The sequence below is a fragment of the Thalassolituus sp. LLYu03 genome, from assembly GCF_050507655.1.
Lineage (GTDB): Bacteria > Pseudomonadota > Gammaproteobacteria > Pseudomonadales > Oceanobacteraceae > Venatoribacter.
Map to the genome: position 1 here is coordinate 917,468 of NZ_CP191496.1, position 18,679 is coordinate 936,146.

At 56.6% G+C, this 18,679-nt stretch carries 19 protein-coding genes and 2 tRNA genes; 15 read left to right on the forward strand and 6 right to left on the reverse strand.

What is annotated here, in order from left to right:
• Positions 1-2 precede the first annotated feature (2 nt).
• From ACQUQU_RS04335 to ACQUQU_RS04360, 6 genes are all read left to right on the forward strand, one after another.
• Positions 3-1,073, forward strand: coding sequence for an AI-2E family transporter (locus ACQUQU_RS04335; protein WP_430462022.1), 1,071 nt, complete (start codon positions 3-5; stop codon positions 1,071-1,073).
• An 84-nt stretch (positions 1,074-1,157) separates the two neighbouring features.
• Positions 1,158-2,033 carry a 4-hydroxy-tetrahydrodipicolinate synthase gene (gene dapA, locus ACQUQU_RS04340; protein ID WP_430462023.1) on the forward strand — a complete coding sequence of 292 codons (876 nt, stop codon included), beginning with the start codon at positions 1,158-1,160 and terminating at the stop codon, positions 2,031-2,033.
• Positions 2,033-2,689 carry an outer membrane protein assembly factor BamC gene (gene bamC / locus ACQUQU_RS04345; protein ID WP_430462024.1) on the forward strand — a complete coding sequence of 219 codons (657 nt, stop codon included), beginning with the start codon at positions 2,033-2,035 and terminating at the stop codon, positions 2,687-2,689. The genes dapA and bamC overlap by 1 nt, the downstream gene beginning before the upstream one ends.
• Entirely contained in the window at positions 2,686-3,447 is a 762-nt protein-coding gene (locus tag ACQUQU_RS04350) for an MBL fold metallo-hydrolase (RefSeq protein WP_430462025.1), read from the forward strand. The genes bamC and ACQUQU_RS04350 overlap by 4 nt, the downstream gene beginning before the upstream one ends.
• 43 nt (positions 3,448-3,490) lie before the next feature.
• On the forward strand, positions 3,491-4,204 hold the full coding sequence (purC, locus tag ACQUQU_RS04355) for a phosphoribosylaminoimidazolesuccinocarboxamide synthase (protein WP_430462026.1): 714 nt from the start codon (positions 3,491-3,493) through the stop codon (positions 4,202-4,204).
• 179 nt (positions 4,205-4,383) lie between these two features.
• Positions 4,384-5,133: a TIGR04219 family outer membrane beta-barrel protein gene (locus ACQUQU_RS04360; protein ID WP_430462027.1), complete on the forward strand. Its 750-nt coding sequence runs from the start codon at positions 4,384-4,386 to the stop codon at positions 5,131-5,133.
• Between the two features lie 44 nt (positions 5,134-5,177).
• On the opposite strand, the gene ACQUQU_RS04365 is transcribed toward ACQUQU_RS04360, so the two are convergent.
• Entirely contained in the window at positions 5,178-6,011 is an 834-nt protein-coding gene (locus ACQUQU_RS04365; protein ID WP_430462028.1) for a hypothetical protein, read from the reverse strand.
• Positions 6,012-6,156: 145 nt separating this feature from the next.
• On the opposite strand from ACQUQU_RS04365, the gene ACQUQU_RS04370 reads away from it, so the two are divergent.
• The 3 genes from ACQUQU_RS04370 (at position 6,157) to ACQUQU_RS04380 (ending at position 7,569) form a co-directional block, all read left to right on the forward strand.
• Entirely contained in the window at positions 6,157-6,363 is a 207-nt protein-coding gene (locus ACQUQU_RS04370; protein WP_430462029.1) for a hypothetical protein, read from the forward strand.
• A 95-nt stretch (positions 6,364-6,458) separates the two neighbouring features.
• Positions 6,459-7,151 (forward strand): FKBP-type peptidyl-prolyl cis-trans isomerase, encoded by a 693-nt coding sequence (locus ACQUQU_RS04375; RefSeq protein WP_430462030.1) that lies wholly within the window; start codon positions 6,459-6,461, stop codon positions 7,149-7,151.
• A gap of 43 nt (positions 7,152-7,194) precedes the next feature.
• The gene (locus ACQUQU_RS04380; protein ID WP_430462031.1) at positions 7,195-7,569 is read left to right on the forward strand and encodes a hypothetical protein; all 375 of its coding nucleotides are present in this window, start codon (positions 7,195-7,197) and stop codon (positions 7,567-7,569) included.
• Here ACQUQU_RS04380 and ACQUQU_RS04385 read toward each other — a convergent pair.
• Positions 7,558-7,634: transfer RNA gene (locus ACQUQU_RS04385), tRNA-Pro, on the reverse strand. The two genes, ACQUQU_RS04380 and ACQUQU_RS04385, sit on opposite strands and share 12 nt — an antisense overlap.
• Before the next feature lie 15 nt (positions 7,635-7,649).
• Positions 7,650-7,725: transfer RNA gene (locus ACQUQU_RS04390), tRNA-Asn, on the reverse strand.
• A gap of 282 nt (positions 7,726-8,007) precedes the next feature.
• Here ACQUQU_RS04390 and zwf point away from each other — a divergent pair.
• From zwf to ACQUQU_RS04415, 5 genes are read left to right on the forward strand one after another with little or no spacing between them, the layout of a single operon-like run.
• The gene (zwf, locus tag ACQUQU_RS04395) at positions 8,008-9,465 is read left to right on the forward strand and encodes a glucose-6-phosphate dehydrogenase (RefSeq protein WP_430462032.1); all 1,458 of its coding nucleotides are present in this window, start codon (positions 8,008-8,010) and stop codon (positions 9,463-9,465) included.
• A gap of 11 nt (positions 9,466-9,476) precedes the next feature.
• Positions 9,477-10,181, forward strand: coding sequence for a 6-phosphogluconolactonase (pgl, locus tag ACQUQU_RS04400; RefSeq protein WP_430462033.1), 705 nt, complete (start codon positions 9,477-9,479; stop codon positions 10,179-10,181).
• Positions 10,182-10,184: 3 nt separating this feature from the next.
• Positions 10,185-12,002 carry a phosphogluconate dehydratase gene (gene edd / locus ACQUQU_RS04405; protein ID WP_430462034.1) on the forward strand — a complete coding sequence of 606 codons (1,818 nt, stop codon included), beginning with the start codon at positions 10,185-10,187 and terminating at the stop codon, positions 12,000-12,002.
• Positions 12,003-12,020: 18 nt separating this feature from the next.
• Complete coding sequence (eda, locus tag ACQUQU_RS04410) at positions 12,021-12,632, forward strand: bifunctional 4-hydroxy-2-oxoglutarate aldolase/2-dehydro-3-deoxy-phosphogluconate aldolase (protein WP_430462035.1); 612 nt, start codon at positions 12,021-12,023, stop codon at positions 12,630-12,632.
• A gap of 8 nt (positions 12,633-12,640) precedes the next feature.
• Positions 12,641-14,371 (forward strand): sugar phosphorylase, encoded by a 1,731-nt coding sequence (locus ACQUQU_RS04415; RefSeq protein WP_430462036.1) that lies wholly within the window; start codon positions 12,641-12,643, stop codon positions 14,369-14,371.
• 78 nt (positions 14,372-14,449) lie between these two features.
• Here ACQUQU_RS04415 and ACQUQU_RS04420 read toward each other — a convergent pair whose 3' ends face one another.
• The 3 genes from ACQUQU_RS04420 to ACQUQU_RS04430 are packed head-to-tail and all read right to left on the reverse strand — an operon-like array spanning position 14,450 to position 17,521.
• Positions 14,450-15,661, reverse strand: coding sequence for a glycosyl transferase (locus ACQUQU_RS04420; protein ID WP_430462037.1), 1,212 nt, complete (start codon positions 15,659-15,661; stop codon positions 14,450-14,452).
• Positions 15,654-16,457, reverse strand: a complete 804-nt coding sequence (locus tag ACQUQU_RS04425; RefSeq protein WP_430462038.1) for an HAD-IIB family hydrolase — start codon at positions 16,455-16,457, stop codon at positions 15,654-15,656. Before ACQUQU_RS04425 ends, ACQUQU_RS04420 begins: the two co-directional genes overlap by 8 nt.
• The gene (locus tag ACQUQU_RS04430; protein ID WP_430462039.1) at positions 16,454-17,521 is read right to left on the reverse strand and encodes a hypothetical protein; all 1,068 of its coding nucleotides are present in this window, start codon (positions 17,519-17,521) and stop codon (positions 16,454-16,456) included. Before ACQUQU_RS04430 ends, ACQUQU_RS04425 begins: the two co-directional genes overlap by 4 nt.
• Before the next feature lie 296 nt (positions 17,522-17,817).
• Between ACQUQU_RS04430 and ACQUQU_RS04435 the strand changes: the two genes are divergently transcribed.
• On the forward strand, positions 17,818-18,666 hold the full coding sequence (locus ACQUQU_RS04435; RefSeq protein ID WP_430462040.1) for a prephenate dehydratase: 849 nt from the start codon (positions 17,818-17,820) through the stop codon (positions 18,664-18,666).
• Positions 18,667-18,679: the final 13 nt, after the last annotated feature.

Sequence of the window (18,679 nt, forward strand, 5' to 3'; positions counted from 1 at the left end):
CCATGTTCAAGGTCATTCGCGGCTGGATCGATCGCTATTTTTCCGACGAAGAAGCGCTGTTGTTGCTGTTTCTGGTTATTGCGCTGTTCGCAGTCATTATCAGTCTGGGTAAGGTGCTGGCGCCGTTTCTGACGGCGGTGGTGCTGGCGTATCTGCTGCAGGGTTCCATGAATTACTGCAAGCGTTTCGGCATGAAACATCTGGGCGCCACTGTGCTGGTTTTTTCAGCTTTTGTCGGCGTACTCATGTTATTGCTGTTTTTTATTCTGCCGGCCACCTGGCAGCAGCTGACGCAGTTCTTCTACGAATTGCCAAAAATGGCGAGCAAGGGGCAGGGGCTGCTGATGATGTTGCCGGACCAATACCCTGATCTGGTGACGACGGAGCAGGTGAAAGCCTGGACCAAGCAGATCGGCGATGAGCTGGCGTCCATGAGTCAGCTGGCGGTGACGTTTTCGATTTCGGGTATTACCGGTGTCATGGCGCTGCTGATTTACTGCGTACTGGTGCCGATTCTGGTGTTCTTTCTGCTCAAGGATTCCGACCGCATCATCAACTGGTGCTCGGGTTTTTTGCCGGCCCGTCGGCAGATGCTGACCCGGGTGTGGAGCGAAATGGATATTCAGATCGCCAACTACATCCGTGGCAAGGTGCTGGAAATCGTCATTGTTGGTGGCGTGACCTACGTTGCTTTCCTCATTCTGGGGATTCACTACGCCGCATTGCTGGCCATTGGCGTTGGCCTCTCGGTGCTGGTGCCTTACATAGGCGCGGCGGTTATTACTGTGCCGATTGCGCTGGTGGCCTATGTGCAGTGGGGCTGGACTGAGGATTTTATCTGGCTGATGGTGGTCTACGGCATTATTCAGGCGCTCGACGGTAACGTGCTGGTGCCTTTGCTGTTCTCTGAGGTGGTGAACCTGCATCCGGTGGCCATTATCGTGGCGGTACTGGTGTTTGGCGGTCTGTGGGGCTTCTGGGGGGTGTTCTTTGCTATCCCGCTGGCGACTCTGCTGAAGGCCATTCTGCAGGCCTGGCCTAAGGGATTGGCAGTGGATGGTGAGGTTCGCTGACTTGTCACATAAGGTCCGCATCAGTAGACTTGCGCCTTTATTTTTCTGCGCCCGTTCCGGGCGGTTTCTTGGGAGAAGAGCTCAATGATTACCGGCAGTATTGTGGCTTTGGTAACCCCTATGCACGCTGATGGTCAGGTGGATTGGGACGGTCTGGACCGACTGGTGGAATTCCACATCAAGCAGGGTACAGATTCCATTGTCGCCGTCGGTACCACCGGCGAGTCGGCAACTCTGAGTACAGAGGAACACTGTGACGTGATCGGTCGTGTGGTGAAGGTGGCGGCTGGCCGTCGTCCTATCATCGCCGGTACCGGTGCCAACTCTACGTCCGAAGCCATCGAGCTGACTCAGGAAGCCAAAAAGCTGGGTGCGGACGCGTGCCTGCTGGTGACGCCTTACTACAACAAACCGCCGCAGCGTGGTCTGATCAAGCATCACGAAGCCATCGCAGCCTCCGTGGATATTCCGCAGATCCTGTACAACGTACCAGGCCGTACCGCCTGTGACATGCTGCCGGAAACCGTTGCCGCGCTGGCCGACATCGAACAGATTGTGGGTATCAAAGAAGCCACCGGCGATATGGACCGTGCCCGTCAGCTGATTGATCTGGTGGGTGACCGCATGGCCGTGTACTCCGGCGATGACGAAACCGCGTATCAGCTGATGCTGATGGGTGGTAAAGGCAATATCTCGGTAACCGCTAACGTCGCTCCGGCTCTGATGCACCAGCTGTGCATGCTGGCGCTGGATGGTCAGGCTGACGAAGCGAAAGCGCTGAATGAACGCCTGATGCAGCTGCACAAATCCATGTTCTGTGAAGCCAACCCGATTCCGGTTAAGTGGGCTCTGAAGCGTATGGGTCTGATGGATCGTGGTATCCGTCTGCCGCTGGTCGAGCTGGACGAGCGTTTCTACCCGAAAGTTGAACTGGCTCTGGCCAACCTGGAACTGATCTGATGATGCTGAAGCACAGCGTGCGTTCAGCGCTGCTGCCGGTGCTCTGCGCACTGGCATCGGCGTGTAGCCTGCTGCCTGATGATCAGGCGATGGCGTATCTGCAGGCCGATGAGCAGGCCGCGACCCAGAGCGTCGACGGTATTCAGCTGACCACCTCAGATGCCTACCCGATTCCTGATCTGCCGGGCAACCCTGCCAAACCCAATGAGTTTGAGGTACCGCGTCCGGCGCCATTCGTCGGCGAAGAGGAAGCGGAAACCGTGACCTCGCTGAGCGAATTCCGCAACGGCGCCGTGAATCCGCGTCTGGAGAAAGACGGTGCGGGCAGTCTGATTCTGCGTCTGGATGGCAGCTACGCCTCCAACTGGGCCGTGGTTACTGAAGCGCTGGGCAAAACCGCGCTGAAGCTGACTGACCTGAACCGCAGCACCGGCACCTATTACCTGGAGATGAAGACCGTCACCCGCAAAGAAGATTGCGGCTGGTGGGCATCCCTGTGGGGGTGTGACGAATTCCGTACCGAGGCGTATCTGCTGAAGATGAACCGGGCGCGCAACGGCGTTTATCTGTCGCTGCTGACCGACGCCGACACGCTGGCGGAAGAAGCCCTCACCGCCGATGTACTGAACGAAATCAAAGCCAAGCTGGAGCAGTGAGATACACGTCACTGGGCAGTGGCAGTCGCGGTAACGCCACGCTGGTTGTTGAGCAGGACAAAGCGCTGCTGATCGACTGTGGCTTCAGCCGCAAAGTGCTGTTCAGCCGTCTGGAAATGGCCGGTCTTGATGTGCGCCAGCTCGACGGTATTTTTGTCACGCACGAGCACGGCGATCATGCCCGTGGTGTGGTGTCGGTATGTGAAGCGCTGAATATTCCCTTCTATGCTTCCTTCGGTACCGCGCGGGCCATGCAGTGGCTGGAGCATCCGTTGTGGCGTTGCATTGCATCCGACGAGGTGGTCAGCGCCGGTGCGCTGGCGGTCATGCCGGTGGTGGTGCCGCACGACGCGGAAGAGCCGCTGCAGTTTGTGGTGGAGAATGCCGCTGGCAGCCGGCTGGGTGTGTTGTCGGATCTGGGCTCGCTGACGGCGCATATTGTCAGCGCGTATCAGGGCTGTCATGCCCTGCAGCTTGAGGCCAATCACGACCCTGACATGCTGCGCAGTGGTCCGTATCCGCCGTCGCTGCAGGCGCGTGTGGCCGGTAATTTCGGGCATCTCAGCAATCAGCAGTGTGCTGAGCTGATCTACCGTTTGCAGTGGGATGGTCTGCGCTACGTAACCGCCGGCCATATCAGTGAAAAGAATAATGCACGGGCGCTGGTGAGTCAGGCGCTGTGCGGTGTGCTCGGGTGTGCACCCGGGGACGTCAGGCTGCTGGAACAAGACCAGATTTCGGACTGGTTGCAGCTTTAACGATTGTTTTTATTTTTTATTATTTCTGATCCCGGAGATCTTCATGGAAAAGCGTGAATTACTCTACTCTGGCAAGGCGAAATCGGTTTATACCACCGATGACCCTGACTACATGGTGCTGGAGTTCCGCAACGACACTTCCGCTTTTGACGGCAAAAAAGTCGAGCAGCTCGACCGTAAAGGCATGGTGAACAACAAGTTCAACGCCTTCATCATGACCAAACTGGCTGAAGCCGGTATCCCGACTCACTTCGAACGTCGTCTGTCCGATACCGAATCTCTGGTGAAACGCCTGACCATGATTCCGCTGGAATGTGTGGTGCGTAATTTCGCAGCCGGTAGTCTGGTGCGTCGTCTGGGTGTGGAAGAGGGTATTGAACTCACGCCACCAACCTTCGAGCTCTTCCTGAAAAATGATGCGCTGGGTGACCCTATGGTCAACGAATACCACGCGCGTTCTTTTGGCTGGGTAGAAGAACAGCATCTGGACCGCATGAAAGAACTGACCTTCAAGGTTAACGAAATCCTTAAGCAGATTTTCTCCGAAGGCGGCATGCTGCTGGTCGACTCCAAACTGGAATTCGGTCTGTTCAAAGGTGAAGTGGTGCTGGGTGACGAATTCTCTCCGGACGGCTGCCGTCTGTGGGACAAAGAAACCCGCAACAAGCTCGACAAAGACCGCTTCCGTCAGGGATTGGGCGGCGTGGTTGAAGCCTACGAAGAAGTTGGCCGTCGCATTGGTGTAAACTTCGGCTGATAGCCTTTTACGGCCCCGCCTGCGGGGCCGTATTTCCCCTGCCGATTCCCTTCCTGCTTTACCTTTTAACGTCTCAATTTGTTCCCCTGAGCAATTGGCATCACGGCCATTTGCGGGCACACTAGGGCCATTCCGTTTTTCAGACGGACTGGATAACAACTAAGATGGGACGATCTCAAATGAAAAAGACTGCTCTTGCGGCAGCCCTGCTGGCGGTAATGCCGGTCGCGGCTCAGGCTGATTTACTCTTCACTGTTGGCGCCAAAGCCAGCGTATGGAATGTTGAACCAACTGGTCAGCTGGATGATGGTGTATCCGTTGAAGATGATGGCCTGAATCTGGATTCCGAAAACGGTTCCCAGATCACGGTTTTCTTTGAGCATCCGGTTCCGTTTATTCCGAACCTGAAACTGAAACAAACCTCGCTGGAACTGGAAGGCGATGGTGCCATCAACGCGTCCTTCGGCGACGTAACCTTTAGCGAAGACGTTACCAGCACCATGGATCTGTCACACACGGATCTGACGCTGTACTGGGGCCTGCCGCTGCCAATTCCGTTCGTTGATATTAACTTCGGTCTGACCGCCCGTCAGTTTGATGGCAAAGCAGAAGTGACCGGTGCGACTGCTGGTACTGAAAGTGTGGATCTGGACTTCGTTCTGCCGCTGGTTTATGGCGAAGTGAAAGTTGACACGCCATTCGGCGTTTATGGTCATGTCGATATTAACTACGTTGGTTACGGCAAAAACAAACTGTCTGATATGAGCTACGGTCTGGGCTACGACCTGCCGATTCCGGTTGTGGATATTGGTCTGGAAGCCGGTTACCGCAAAATGACTCTGCAGACCGACGAAGATAACGTAGACATCGCAGCCGATGTGGATATCGGCGGCATGTACTACGGTGCTTCCCTGTCTCTGGGCTTCTGATCCCGGAAATAAAAAAGCGGCGTAAGCCGCTTTTTTTATGCCCGTTATTCTTTTTCCCGGACAAATTCAGCGAGAATTTTCCCGCTTTTTTCGTCCGCTACCAGCACGCTGATGATATCCGCGCGTACGGCGTGTGTCGGATGCTTGCGGTAATCCGACTCCAGATAGCAACGGTCGGAAATCACACAGAAGCGCATACCAATCTGCAGCGTCAGTGAACGTGCAGAGGTATAAGGGTAGGCTTCCTCCGGGCTGGTATTCCAGGACAGATCGTCAAACAGGCCGGGTTCCCAGGTCCAGTCGCCGGATTTTTTCAGCAGGGTTTCATAATTTTTGAAATTCAGGCTGGCGGCTACCCAACGTTGTCCGCGTTCGCGCAGCACCTGTTGACCCAGACGATTCTCTTCGGTTTCTTCCTGCAGCGTAAATTCCAGTACGGATTTGGCCAGCTGGCCTGGCTGGTACTGGGCTTTGTCATCCGGAAACAATGGGCCGTAAACCGCGCTGTTCGGTAAGTTGCGCATGCCGACGATGGTGAAGCTTTGTTTGTTGTCTGCGTAGTTATAGCGCGCTGGCTGAAGCTCAGAGCGCAGGAAGTAGGTAGCAGCCGGGTCCAGTTTCTTGGCGGCGTCCGGTGCGTATAAGGTGTCTACAGTGTTTTTGCCAAGACGCGTGTTGTTTTTCCACGCATTGCGGGCGGCGCTCAGGCGCTCCTGGATGCGTGCGTCACGAGCCTGAGCTTCCTGTTGCGCGGCAATGGCGGCGGCTTCGGCGCGTTGCGCTTCCAGCAGCTGCATACGACGCAGTTCTTCTTTTGATGGCCCTGAGCAGGCGGCGAGTGCCGCCAGTGCGGACAGCAGCAGAATTCCCCGTTTCATTATTTATCCTCTTATTATCCTCAGCCGATTATAACGGCGTTTATCACCAAATCGACCGAAAATGCGCAAGTGGCGCGAATGTGTCTGTGACGCTGGACAGCGGCTTCTGCCTTGTGCGAATCTTGGGAAAAATCAGGGTGTTAACGTGAAACTATTGTTACTTCCTTTGGTCATTATGCTGTCGGCCTGTTCTGTCTCGGATGGGCTGGCCTCTATCGACGATAAAGAACTTCGTCGTCAGCATTATGTGTGTCAGCATTCGGTCAATCAGACGGTGGCTGAGATACAGGTCTGCAAAAACGTTCACCGGGAGTGCGAAAAGCGCGCTGCCAGTGGCAACTACGTCTGCTGAAGCGGAATTCTGTTCGCGGATTTCTCCGTCATAGGAATTAGCGCCCGCATGGTGTAAGTTACCCGCCTACATCACATCTCATGCAAGGAAACGTCATGAATCTGAAGAAATCGGCTCCTGCTTTTATTCTGGGAGCCTTGTTGTTGACCGGTTGCGGTCAGGAGGAAAAAGTGAAACTTGAAAACCACATTGATCAGGCAAGCTATGGTGTTGGTCTGAATATCGGCCGTCAGCTGTCCCGCGAAGGCGTGGATATGAATGCTGAAGCGGTAGCGGCAGGCATCAAAGACGCTCTGGCCAATGCTGAACAGCGCATTTCTGATGACGTTATCCGCGCTGCATTCGACAAAGTACGTGAAGAGCAGGTGCGTAAGCAGGAAGCTCTGGACGACGAGACTGCCAAAGCCTCTGATGCGTTCCTGGCAGAAAACGCCAAGCGTGAAGGCGTGAAAGTGACCGAGTCTGGCCTGCAGTACGAAGTACTGACTGCTGCTCCGGAAGGCGCTGCATCTCCTGCAGCTACCGACACTGTTCGTGTTCACTACCACGGCACCCTGATCGACGGCACTGTGTTCGACAGCTCTGTTGAGCGTGGTGAACCAGCTCAGTTCCCGGTTAACGGCGTTATCCGCGGCTGGGTAGAAGCTCTGCAGATGATGAAAGTCGGCGACAAGTGGAAGCTGACCATTCCTGCGGATCTGGCTTACGGCGCACGTAGCCCAAGCCCTGCAATTCCAGCCAACTCTGCGCTGGTATTTGAAGTGGAGCTGCTGGAAATCGTTAAGTAATTTCCGGCTTCACATAAAAAAAGCGGCGAAAGCCGCTTTTTTTATGTCTGTTCTTTTTAACGAGATTCTCTCAGGCGGCCATGGCGCAGGTTTATTCGCCGCTGTCTGGTGTGGCGGAGCGACGCAGGCAGTCCGTCAGATCGGCTACGGTACGGCGGAGTTTATTCAGCTGATTTTCGTTGAGATGAATAGCGACCGAGCAGGCACGGCAATTAACGATGGGACGTTCGAGAATGTCAGCGGCGCGTTTCGCTGTAATGGCGTTACAGCCTGGGCAGGCAACCGGATATTGAGTGGCGTGGGCAACAGAATTCACAACAGTCCCGAAGCAAAAATGGATAATGCCACGAAGCTAATGGAAAAGTATGAAGAAGAGAAGAAGGAAATGTTAAAACTGTCAGAAAGTTGGTCGGGGTAGAGAGATTCGAACTCCCGACATCCTGGTCCCAAACCAGGCGCGCTACCAGACTGCGCTATACCCCGAACGCTGTAAGAAATTGGCTCCCCGAGCTGGACTTGAACCAGCGACCAACGGATTAACAGTCCGCTGCTCTACCGACTGAGCTATCGGGGAATGTCTCGACAGCGGGGCGTATATTACGGATGGGGCTTTGCCTCGTCAACTACTTTTTTCAAAAAAAATCAGAGAGAAAACAAAACCTTAGCGCCACCGGCCTTCAGACCCGGGATTCGGTCATCAGACGCCGGGTAAGCTGGGGTGCCGGTTGGCCTGCTAAACTTCCTTCTGTCAGGAATGGCATGATTATGACGCGACTTTGCGGCCGCTCTCATGCCACACTGGGCTGGAGCGTATGTCGCCCTTCAGCCGGGAAGTCGCTGAATCAGGAGGTCAGGTATGCAGATACAGTCGCCGTTTGAGCTGGTGTTGTTCGGCGGGTTAGGGGATCTGGCGTTGCGCAAGCTTCTGCCCGCTCTTTATCTGCTCCAGCGCGATAACCGTCTGCCAGAGGGGAAGATCCTGTGTCTGACCCGTCAGGCGCTCAGTGACGACGATTTTCAGGAGCGTATCCGCGCCTCCGTGCGTCATCAGGTGCCGGCCGATTGCCTGGACGAAAACACCTGGGCGGTTTTTTGTCAGAAGCTCAGGTGCGTCACGCTGGATCTGGATGACGAAGCTCAGTTTGAACATCTGAAAAGCGCATTGTCAGCGCAGGATATTAACCGTCTCTATTACCTCGCGACGGGCTCTGATCTGTATACCCAGATCTGTGCGGGCCTGCATCGTCATGGTCTGATCAATGCTGCCAGCAAAATCGTGCTGGAAAAGCCGATTGGTCACGATTTTGCGTCGGCCCAGCAGATCAATGCCGCCGTTGCCGATTATTTTGCCGAATCCCAGATTTACCGCATTGATCATTATCTGGGCAAAGAAACGGTGCAGAATCTGCTGGTACTGCGGTTTGCCAATTCACTGTTTGAATCGCAATGGAACCAACGCTACATCGACCATATTCAGATCACCATTTCCGAATCTCTGGGTGTCGAAAAGCGCGCGGGTTTTTACGACCACGTCGGCGCCATGCGCGACATGTTCCAGAATCACCTGCTGCAATTGTTGTGTATTACCGCCATGGAGCCGCCTGCTCGGCTGGAACCGGATGCGGTGCGTGACGAAAAAGTGAAAGTGCTGCGCGCCCTGAAGCCGATCACCGGCGATGCCATCAGCGAAAAAGTGGTGTGTGGTCAGTACGACGCCGGTGTGTCGGAGGGCAAGCCAGTGCCGCGTTACCGCGATGAGCCCGGCGTCGATATTAAAAGCATGACCGAAACCTTTGTCGCCGCCAAAGTGGAAATTGATAACTGGCGCTGGGCTGGTGTGCCTTTTTATCTGCGTACCGGCAAACGGCTGGCAGAACGTGCCTGCGAAATTGTTGTGCATTTCAAGGCAATTCCACACTCGATTTTTCCCTTGCAGCATAAAAACACCATGGCCAATAAACTGGTGTTCCGACTGCAGCCGGACGAGGGTATTCGTCTGATGATTTGTGAAAAACGGGTGGGGCCCGGCATGAACGTCAGACCCATGAATCTGAGTCTGAATCCGGCGAATCATAAACAGACCCGCGTTCCGGAAGCGTACGAACGTTTGCTGTTCGATGCCTTAAGCGGCAACGCCACTCTGTTTTTACGCAACGACGAATTACTGGAGGCCTGGCGCTGGGTGGACCCTATCCTGAAAAATTGGGAAGAATCCGAACAGCGTCCTGAACCCTATACGTCCGGCACCTGGGGACCGGCGGCGGCGACCTTGCTGCTGGCCAAAGACGGGCGTCTGTGGGACGAAAACAGCTGAACGGAGGCACTATGCAGGATCTTCGCTTTGATGATGGCGCCACGCTGGCCCGGCAGCTGGCCGGTGATCTGGCCGGACGGATGCGAAAAAGCATCGAACTGCGTGGCCGCGTATGCGTGGCGGTCAGTGGCGGCAGTACCCCCGTGGCATTTTTTGAGGCGCTGGCGCAGGAAGTTTTACCCTGGGACAAAGTGCTGATTACGCTGGTTGACGACCGCTGGGTAGACGACACCCACGACGCCAGCAATGCCGCATTAGTGAAAAATCATCTGCTGAAAAATAACGCGGCCAGCGCCTATTTTTTGCCGCTGAAAAATAAGGCTGCCAATCCGGTGGACGGTTTTATGGCCTGTGAAAATGCCCTGCAGGAACAGATTGTGCGGCTGGATTATGCCGTGCTTGGGCTCGGCCTGGACGGCCATACCGCCAGCTGGTTTCCAGGCTCGAAAGCGCTGCCGGCTCTGCTCAGCGAATCCGGTAACGCCCGTTGCTGCCCGGTAACGGATGCGCCGGTCATGCCACAGCGCATGAGCCTGACCTGGAGTTTTCTGGCCGCCTGCCGTCATCTGTTTCTGCATTTTGAGGGCGCGGATAAAAACGCGGTATTCCTGCAGGCGAAACAGGCCGAAGGTCTGGCCGACCGTGCTGCTATGCCGGTCCGCACTTTGTTGTCTCAGTCGGCGGTGCCACTGAGTATTTACCGCACAGAAGGCTGAACTATGCATCCCCAGATTCTGGCCATCACCGAACGAATACGTCAACGCAGCAGCCGAAGCCGCGCTCAATATCTGGCGCAAGTCCGGCAGGCGGCCAGCTCAGGCCCCGTGCGTGAAGGGCTCAGTTGTACCAATCAGGCACACACGTATGCCGCAGCCGGCGACGGCGAAAAAATGATCCTGCGCCAGAACCATCGCGCCGCGAATATTGCGATTATTAACGCCTATAACGATGTGCTGTCGGCCCACGCGCCTTATCGCCATTATCCCGAACAATTAAAAGCAGCGCTGGCAGTACAGGGCCACATCGGGCAAATGGCTGGTGGTGTACCGGCCATGTGCGATGGTGTCACTCAGGGACAGACCGGTATGGAGCTGTCGTTGTTCAGCCGTGATGTCATTGCCCTGAGTACCGCCGTGGCGCTGTCGCACCAGGTGTTTGATGGCAGCTTATTGCTGGGTATTTGCGACAAAATTGTTCCCGGTCTGCTCATGGCAGCGTTGCGCTTCGGTCATTTGCCGGCGGTGTTTGTCCCGGCCGGCCCCATGCCATCCGGCATCAGCAACAGCGAAAAAGCCAAAGTGCGGCAAGCGTATGCGGCCGGCAGCATCGACCGTGATGAATTGCTGGCCAGCGAAATGGCCTCTTATCACAGCGAGGGCACCTGCACGTTTTATGGCACCGCCAATTCCAATCAGATGCTGATGGAAATTATGGGGCTGCAATTACCGGGCTCCTCTTTTGTGAATCCGGGGGACCCGCTGCGGCCATTACTGACCGCGGCGGCGGCAGAAAAAGTTGGTCAGCTCACCGCGCTTGAGCCGGGTTTTATGCCCATTGGTCAGCTGGTGGACGAGCGCACGCTGGTGAATGCGGTGGTGGGGTTGCTGGCTACCGGCGGTTCTACCAATCACAGTATTCATCTGGTCGCGATTGCACGCATGGCCGGCATTGAACTCGACTGGCAGGACATGGCCGATCTGTCGGATATCGTTCCTTTGCTGGCCCGTGTTTATCCCAATGGCAAAGCCGACATCAATGCGTTTCAGCGGGCGGGTGGCATGCCGTATCTGATCCGCGAATTATCGGCGGCCGGCCTGCTGCACAGCGATGTGAACACCATCATGGGCACCGGACTGGCGCATTATGAGAAAGAGCCGTACATAACCGCAGAAGGCACGCTCGGCTGGCGCCCGGCGGTGGCTGAAAGCCTGGACCTCACAGTGCTCGCGCCGGCCCATGCGCCGTTTATGCGCGAAGGTGGCATGAAAGTGCTCAATGGTCCGCTGGGCCGCGCCATTATGAAAGTGTCGGCGGTGCCCGATGACCGCTGGGTGATTGAAGCGCCGGCGCGGGTGTTCCGCACGCAGGCTGCGGTTCTCAGTGCTTACAAGGCTGGCGAGCTGAATCGTGATGTGGTGGTGGTGCTGGTGGGGCAGGGACCGGGTGCCAATGGCATGCCAGAGCTGCACCAGCTGACGCCGGCGCTGACCAATTTACAGGATGCCGGGCATCAGGTTGCCCTGGTCACCGATGGCCGTTTGTCCGGTGCCTCCGGCAAAGTGCCGGCGGCGATTCATGTGTGCCCCGAAGCGTCAAAAGGCGGCTTCATCGCCCGCGTACAGGACGGTGACCTAATCCGCCTCGACGGGCATCGCGGCGAACTGACGGTGCTGGCCGACGACTTTATGCAGCGCGCAGCCGTGGCGCTGACTCCCGATCCTGCCGACGCTGTCGGCGTTGGCCGGGAGCTGTTCAGTGGCTTCCGCACGCTGGTGACCCGGGCGGATGAAGGCGCTGTATCCATTGGCTGGGAATAATTCGACAAGGAGACTGCAATGCTGTGGGATTTATGGCTGGAACGTGCAAAACCCCTTATTCCTGTCATCGTCATTAACGACCCGGAGGAGGCGGTGCCAATGGCCAAAGCGCTGGTCGACGGTGGTGTCCGTTTGCTGGAAATTACGCTGCGCACTCAGCATGGTCTGGAGGCGATTGCGGCCATCAAAAAAGACGTGCCCGGCGCAATAGTCGGTGTGGGTACTGTGACCAGTGCACATCAGATGGAAGATGCCCTGAAAAAGGGCGCAGAGTTTGTGGTAAGTCCGGGTTCCAGTCCGGATTTACTGCGCTGTGCGGCCAACTGGGGCGGCCCTTATTTGCCCGGCGTCGCCACACCGAGTGATGTGATGCAGGCGCGTGAGGCAGGTTTCCGCTATCAGAAGTTTTTCCCGGCCGCGCCGGCCGGTGGTATTGCCATGCTGAAGGCGTTTGCCGGCCCCTTTGGCGACGTTAAATTTTGTCCGACCGGCGGCATAGCGCAGGAAAATTACCGCGACTATTTAGAGCAGAAAAATGTGTTTGCTGTGGGGGGCAGCTGGCTGACGCCGGCGGAGGCGGTTTCGGCACGGAATTGGCAAACCATTTCGGCATTAGCCATTGCCGGATAGGAAACCTCATGCCGATGTCGTTTCAGCACAGGATCAGCCAACGACTTAACCGCATTTATCACGACCCATCCCAGCCACAGGATACGCAGCTGCTGGCCCAGCAGATTGAGCGCCTGTGCCAGCCGCTGCTGGACCAGTCCCGGCTTGCAGGCTCCCGTTTGTGGAGCGAGCAGGACGCCATTCTGATCACCTACGGCAACAGCATTCAGCACACGGGTGAAGTACCGCTGCAGACATTAAGCACCTTTTTGCACGAACATCTGCGTGGTGTGCTGGGCAATGTGCATATTCTGCCGTTTTTTCCCTTCAGCTCTGACGACGGTTTTTCCGTCATTGATTATTATCAGGTCAATCCGGATCTGGGAAACTGGGACGATATCGGCCGTATTGCCGGTGAATTTGATCTGATGGTTGATCTGGTGATTAACCATTGCTCGCGCGAGAATCTGTGGTTTGTTGATTACGTCGGCAATCACGAGCCTTACAGTGGGTATTTTATTGAAGTCGACCCTACGACCGATGTGTCGCTGGTTACGCGTCCGCGCAATACGCCCTTGCTGACGCCGGTTCACACGCACCGTGGTGTGCGCCACGTGTGGGCAACCTTCAGCGAAGATCAGATTGACCTGAATTTTGCGAACCCGGATGTGTTACTCGAATTTGTGCGTATTCTGCTGCTGTATATCGAACGCGGTGCGCGCTTTATCCGTCTGGATGCCATCGCCTATTTATGGAAAACCATTGGCACGCGCTGCATTCATCTGAACGAAACGCATCAGGTCGTGTGTCTGTTGCGCGATGTGGTGGATTACTGTGCACCGGGCACCGTGCTGATCACCGAAACCAATGTGCCGGTGGCCGAAAATTTAAGCTATTTCGGTCAGGGTGATGAAGCGCACATGGTGTATCAGTTTGGCCTGCCGCCACTGTTACTGCACGCGTTAAACCGTGGCACGTCGGCCTACCTCACCGACTGGGCGGGCGGTATTCCGCCGCTGCCGGCCGGTTGTACCTATCTGAATTTTTCTGCCTCGCACGACGGCATTGGTGTGCGCCCGGTGGAGGGTGTTCTGCCGGAACGGGAAGTGCAGGATCTGATTGACTGCATGCACCGCTTCGGTGGTTTTGTCAGCATGAAAGCCAATCCGGATGGCAGTCAGAGTCCGTATGAAATCAATATCAGCCTGTTTGATGCCTGCATGGGCACACGCCGCGGCCCGGATCATTTTCAGGTGCAGCGGTTTCTGTGTGCGCAGGCCATCATGCTCGCTATGCAGGGGATTCCGGCCGTGTACATTCACAGCCTGCTGGCCACCCCCAACGATCTTGACCATGTGGAGCGTACCGGCCGCACGCGTTCCATTAATCGCCGCGTCTGGGATAAAAGTGAACTGGAATGCCTGCTGAATAATCCGGTGACGCCGCAGGCCGAAGTATTCAATGAATTACGGCGTATGTTGCGCATCCGTTGCGCGCAGCCGGCGTTTCATCCGGATGCGCGGCAGGACATCATTAAAATCAATTCCGACCTGTTCATTAACAAGCGCTCCTGCGCTGAGCAAACCCTGTTTGCGGTGTCTAATGTCACCGAGCGCTTGCTGCGCTTACCGCTGGATGTGCTCGGATTTCTGCCATCCGGGCTGGTGGATGTTCTGGCGCTGAATGAAGACCGTATGGAAGGTGAGCTGGTGCTGGCACCCTATCAGACGGTGTGGCTGACGCTACCTTCTGAACCCTGAAAGCAAGCCCACGCTGCAATAACAGAAACGGCCCTTCATAAGGGCCGTTTCCATATTTTGCTTTTATAATGCCTGCTGTCAGGCGTTATCTTCTTCCACCGCTTCGTACAGCCGGTCGAGAATGTCTGGTACCGCAGAAATCACCCGGTTCCAGCTCGGAATAAACGGCGTTTCCATCGGATTGGCGAGAAAGTGTTCGCCGGCGTTCATAATATTTTCGGCAAAGAGTTCTACCGCTTTTTCTTCGGCATGGCGGTCCAGTGTCAGGCCATTCATGCGCGCATCGTTGTAGTAGGTTTCAATAAAATCGAGGGCAATACGGAAATACGTGGCTTTGATGCTGCGGAAGGTTTCGCTGGTGAATACTTCACCTTGGGTGGCGAGCTTGCGGAAAATGGCTTTGCAGATATCGGTGCTCATTTTCGACAAGCCACGGGTCGCATCTTCTTCGGACAGCGGCTGATGCTTGTGGTCGTAGACGTCGGCAATATCGACCTGGCAGATACGGTTGGTCGAATAGTTGCGTTTCATTTCCGACAGCACGCCGATTTCCAGCCCCCAGTCTGACGGGATGCGGATGTCGTTCAGAACATCCGCGCGCATCGAAAATTCGCCGGACAGCGGGTAACGGAAACTGTCGAGGTATTCGAGAAAATCGAGCGAGCCATACACCTTTTTCAGTGCGCGGATCAGCGGCGTGACCAGCAGGCGGCTGACGCGGCCATTCAGTTTTTGCTCGGCTAAGCGGGCGTAATAACCTTTGGCGAACTCATAATTGAAATTCGGGTTGGCCACCGGATAAATCAGCCGCGCCAGCAGGCTGCGGTCGTAGGTGACAATGTCGCAATCGTGCAGCGCCACCGCTTCGGCGCGGCCACTGGCCAGCACATAGCCGTAGCAGTACCAGACATTACGCCCTTTGCCCATTTCTTTCGGCGCGAGCCCTTCGGCTTCGAGCAGCGCGTCGATTTTGCGCAGACGCGGGCCGTCGTTCCACAGAATGCGGTGGTGCTGTGGCAGCTGGCTGAAAAATTCGCGGGCGTGGCGGTATTCGTTTTCGTTGGCCCGGTCGAGACCGATCACAATTTCATTCAGATACGGCACACGGGCGACGTCGGCAATGATATTGCCAAGGGCCGGGCCCTGCAGTTCTGAAAACAGCGACGGCAACACCAGCCCCATTGGCCGCAGTCTGGAAAAGCTGATGAGTTCTTTTTCCAGATCATCCAGCGGACGGTCGGTCAGATTGTGCAGGGTGGTGATGATGCCGTTCTGGTAAAAATCAGCCATGGCGTTGTTCCTTTCCAATGGTTTTCAGCAGCGCAAGCAGCGCGTCGTTAAACCCCTGTGGGCCTTTGCAGGCCGCGATAATGGCAGCGGGGTTGGCGGGGGTCAGGGTGGCGTTTTCGCCGGGAATGACGATGGGAAAATCGGCCGCTTCGAGCATGGCCAGATCATTGTCGCTGTCGCCTATGGCGATGACTTTAATCTCCTGTTGCCAGTGATTGCGGTAATAATCGCGGAAAAAGGTGATGGCTTCGGATTTATCGTTCATGCCCATCACGTGGTAAAAGCGGCCGCCTTTTAACAGGCGCAAATTGTGGCAGGACAGGGCGCTGGCAAATTCGTCGAGGCGTTCCGGCGCGTCCTGCCAGATGATGGGTTCAGAAGCATTACGGCGCCGCGCCAGTTCCGCGTCGTCGGTCGACAAGCCGGTCATGGCCGCTACTTCGGTGGCGGTCATGTCGTTGAAGCCACGGAAGTGAAAGCCCTGTGTGCGCAGTTGATGCAGCACTTTCAGAATGCTGTTGTAGCTTGAGCCGGTAACTTCACTGTTGAAGCCGTGTCCCGGGTCGCGGGGGACAAACACAGCACCGCCGTTTTCGCAGACAAACGGGTCTTTATTCTGCAGGCGTTCGCGCAGGCCCAGCATTTCGTCGAAGGTTTTACTGCTGTTTAAAATGCACGGGATTTTCATCTGGCGCAGGCATGATAGTGCCGGCTGTGCCGCGCGGAACTCGTAGGTTTTATGATCGAGCAGGGTACCGTCGAGATCCGTAATAACGATCAGGGGAAGTTGATTCACAGGTCACCTCCGTCGTGGTTACCGAGCCTGATAAGGTCGACCTGATGGTCGTGATTGAGTTCCAACACCACGTCAGCCCAGCCCGGCATATCGCTCAGGGCTTGCTCGGTTAAGCGCTGGTAATGCTGAATAAAGCGCTGCAGGGCGGCTTTATCCATTGACCGGTCAGGGCCCGTGCCGGTGGCTGCCTGCCGGTTGCCCTGTTCCTGCTGGCCGCGCCAGTCGAGCACGGCGGACATGTCCGGTACTTTGAGCATGATGAGTTCGTCGATCTCGCGGAACCAGGCGTGGTAGGTGCCCGCCAGCTGCGCGTTTACCCAACTGCGCCACTGTCCGTCGCGGTCTTCGTCAGCCTCCAGCGCATTAACCGGTGTTGCCAGACGGTCAGCCGCGACGGCACGACAGCCAACACACCAGCCTTCGAACAGCACAAGATCGACCGGGCCCTGAACGGCGTGCCAGCGATCCTGCGCTAAACGATCGTCGGAGGCTTTATCGAAGGCAGGAATCTGGAGGCTATCACCCGATTGCAGCTGCTTAAGCTGCGAAAGCAAACGGATACCCAGTGGGGCGTCATGGGTGCCAGGCACTCCACGGGTGGCCAGCAAGGGATGAACCGCGCGGGCCAGCTGCTGACGTTCGGCATGGGGCAGATACAAGTCGTCGATCGACAGCACGACCACCTGCCAGTTGAACACCTGACGGAACAGTGCTGCCAGCGCCTGACTCAGGGTTGATTTGCCCGATCCCTGGCCTCCGTGAATGCCGATCACGAACGCGTTCCGGCGCTGTTTCTGCAGGGCGATGTGCGCGGCCAGCGGCGCCCACACGGACGGCCATTGTGCCCGCCAGGCGTCGGGCAGGCGGTCGAAACCGGCAAAGGGGGCCGCTTGCAGAATCTGTTCTGTCAGTTGCTGGTGGCCCGTCAGCCTGCCGGGTCCGTCAGCCTGCGGTGTGTCATCCGGCAAGTAGTCCGGTGACGTTTCCGCTGAATTGCCTGCTGAATTGCCCGCTGAATTGCCCGCTGAGTTGCGCGGTAAATCGTTCGGCCATAAAAGTGCCATACACTGCTCCTCTGTGATGCTTCCTGCATCTCACCTTCAGTCCTGTTGTTTGTCTGAGGGTTACACTGAACAGAGCAGACATTGTGCCAGTTGTGTGCAATGGCCGCTCCCGTGTGGCGTGTCAGGGTAACGGGCTTGAGGCAGGTCAGGGCGACGGGGCGGTAGAGCCTGCGACAATGATCCTCCATGAATAGTACAGATAAGCACCATCATGGTGCGCGTTGGCGTCGTCAGCCGATCGTGCACACATAGGGTGCAATCAGGCGTTCAGCGAACATCAGACCACAGGAGGTGTTATGCAACAGGAAACCGTCGGCCGGGTGGCCTATCAGGGAACGGCCGGCGCTTATTCGCATCTGGCCTGCCGCCGCGTCTTTCCGGCCTGGGAAACTATCGCCTGCGACGATTTCGTCAGCGCACTGGAGCAGGTGGCCAACGGCTTTGGCGAGCGTGCCATGATTCCGCTGGAGAACTCCACCGCCGGACGCGTCGAAGAAATTTACCGCCTGATCCCGCGCACACCGCTGTTTGTGATTGCCGAGCATTTTGAACCCATTAATCACTGCCTGCTGGCCTTGCCCGGCGTCATACTGGCGGACATCGACGAAGTGGCATCCCACCCGCAGGCGCTGGCTCAGTGTCATCAGCGGATTGTGAATCTGGGCATGAAGCCCGTCGCTGCGGTCGATACCGCCATGGAGGCGCGCCGGCTTGCGGCCAGCCAGGACCGTCAGCGGGGGGGCATCGCCTCGGCGCTGGCGGCAGAGCTGTATGGCCTTGAGATACTGCACGAGAATTTTCAGGACGTGATCGGCAATACCACACGCTTTCTGGTGTTCAGCCGCGACGCCGAACATGCCATGCCCGAGACCGGCGTCGAGTACATCACCAGCCTGTTGTTTTCGGTGCGCAATATTCCGGCGGCCCTGTACAAAGCGCTGGGCGGATTCGCCACCAATGGCGTTAACCTGCTGAAACTCGAAAGCTACATGGACGGCGCCACCATGGAAGCCAGCCATTTTCATGTCGATATACAGGGCCATCCGACGCAGCCGAACATGGTGCTGGCACTGGAGGAGCTGGGCTATTTCGCCCGCGACGTGCGTGTGCTCGGCACCTACCCGGCACACGATTACCGCGTCTGAGCGGCCGGACCTC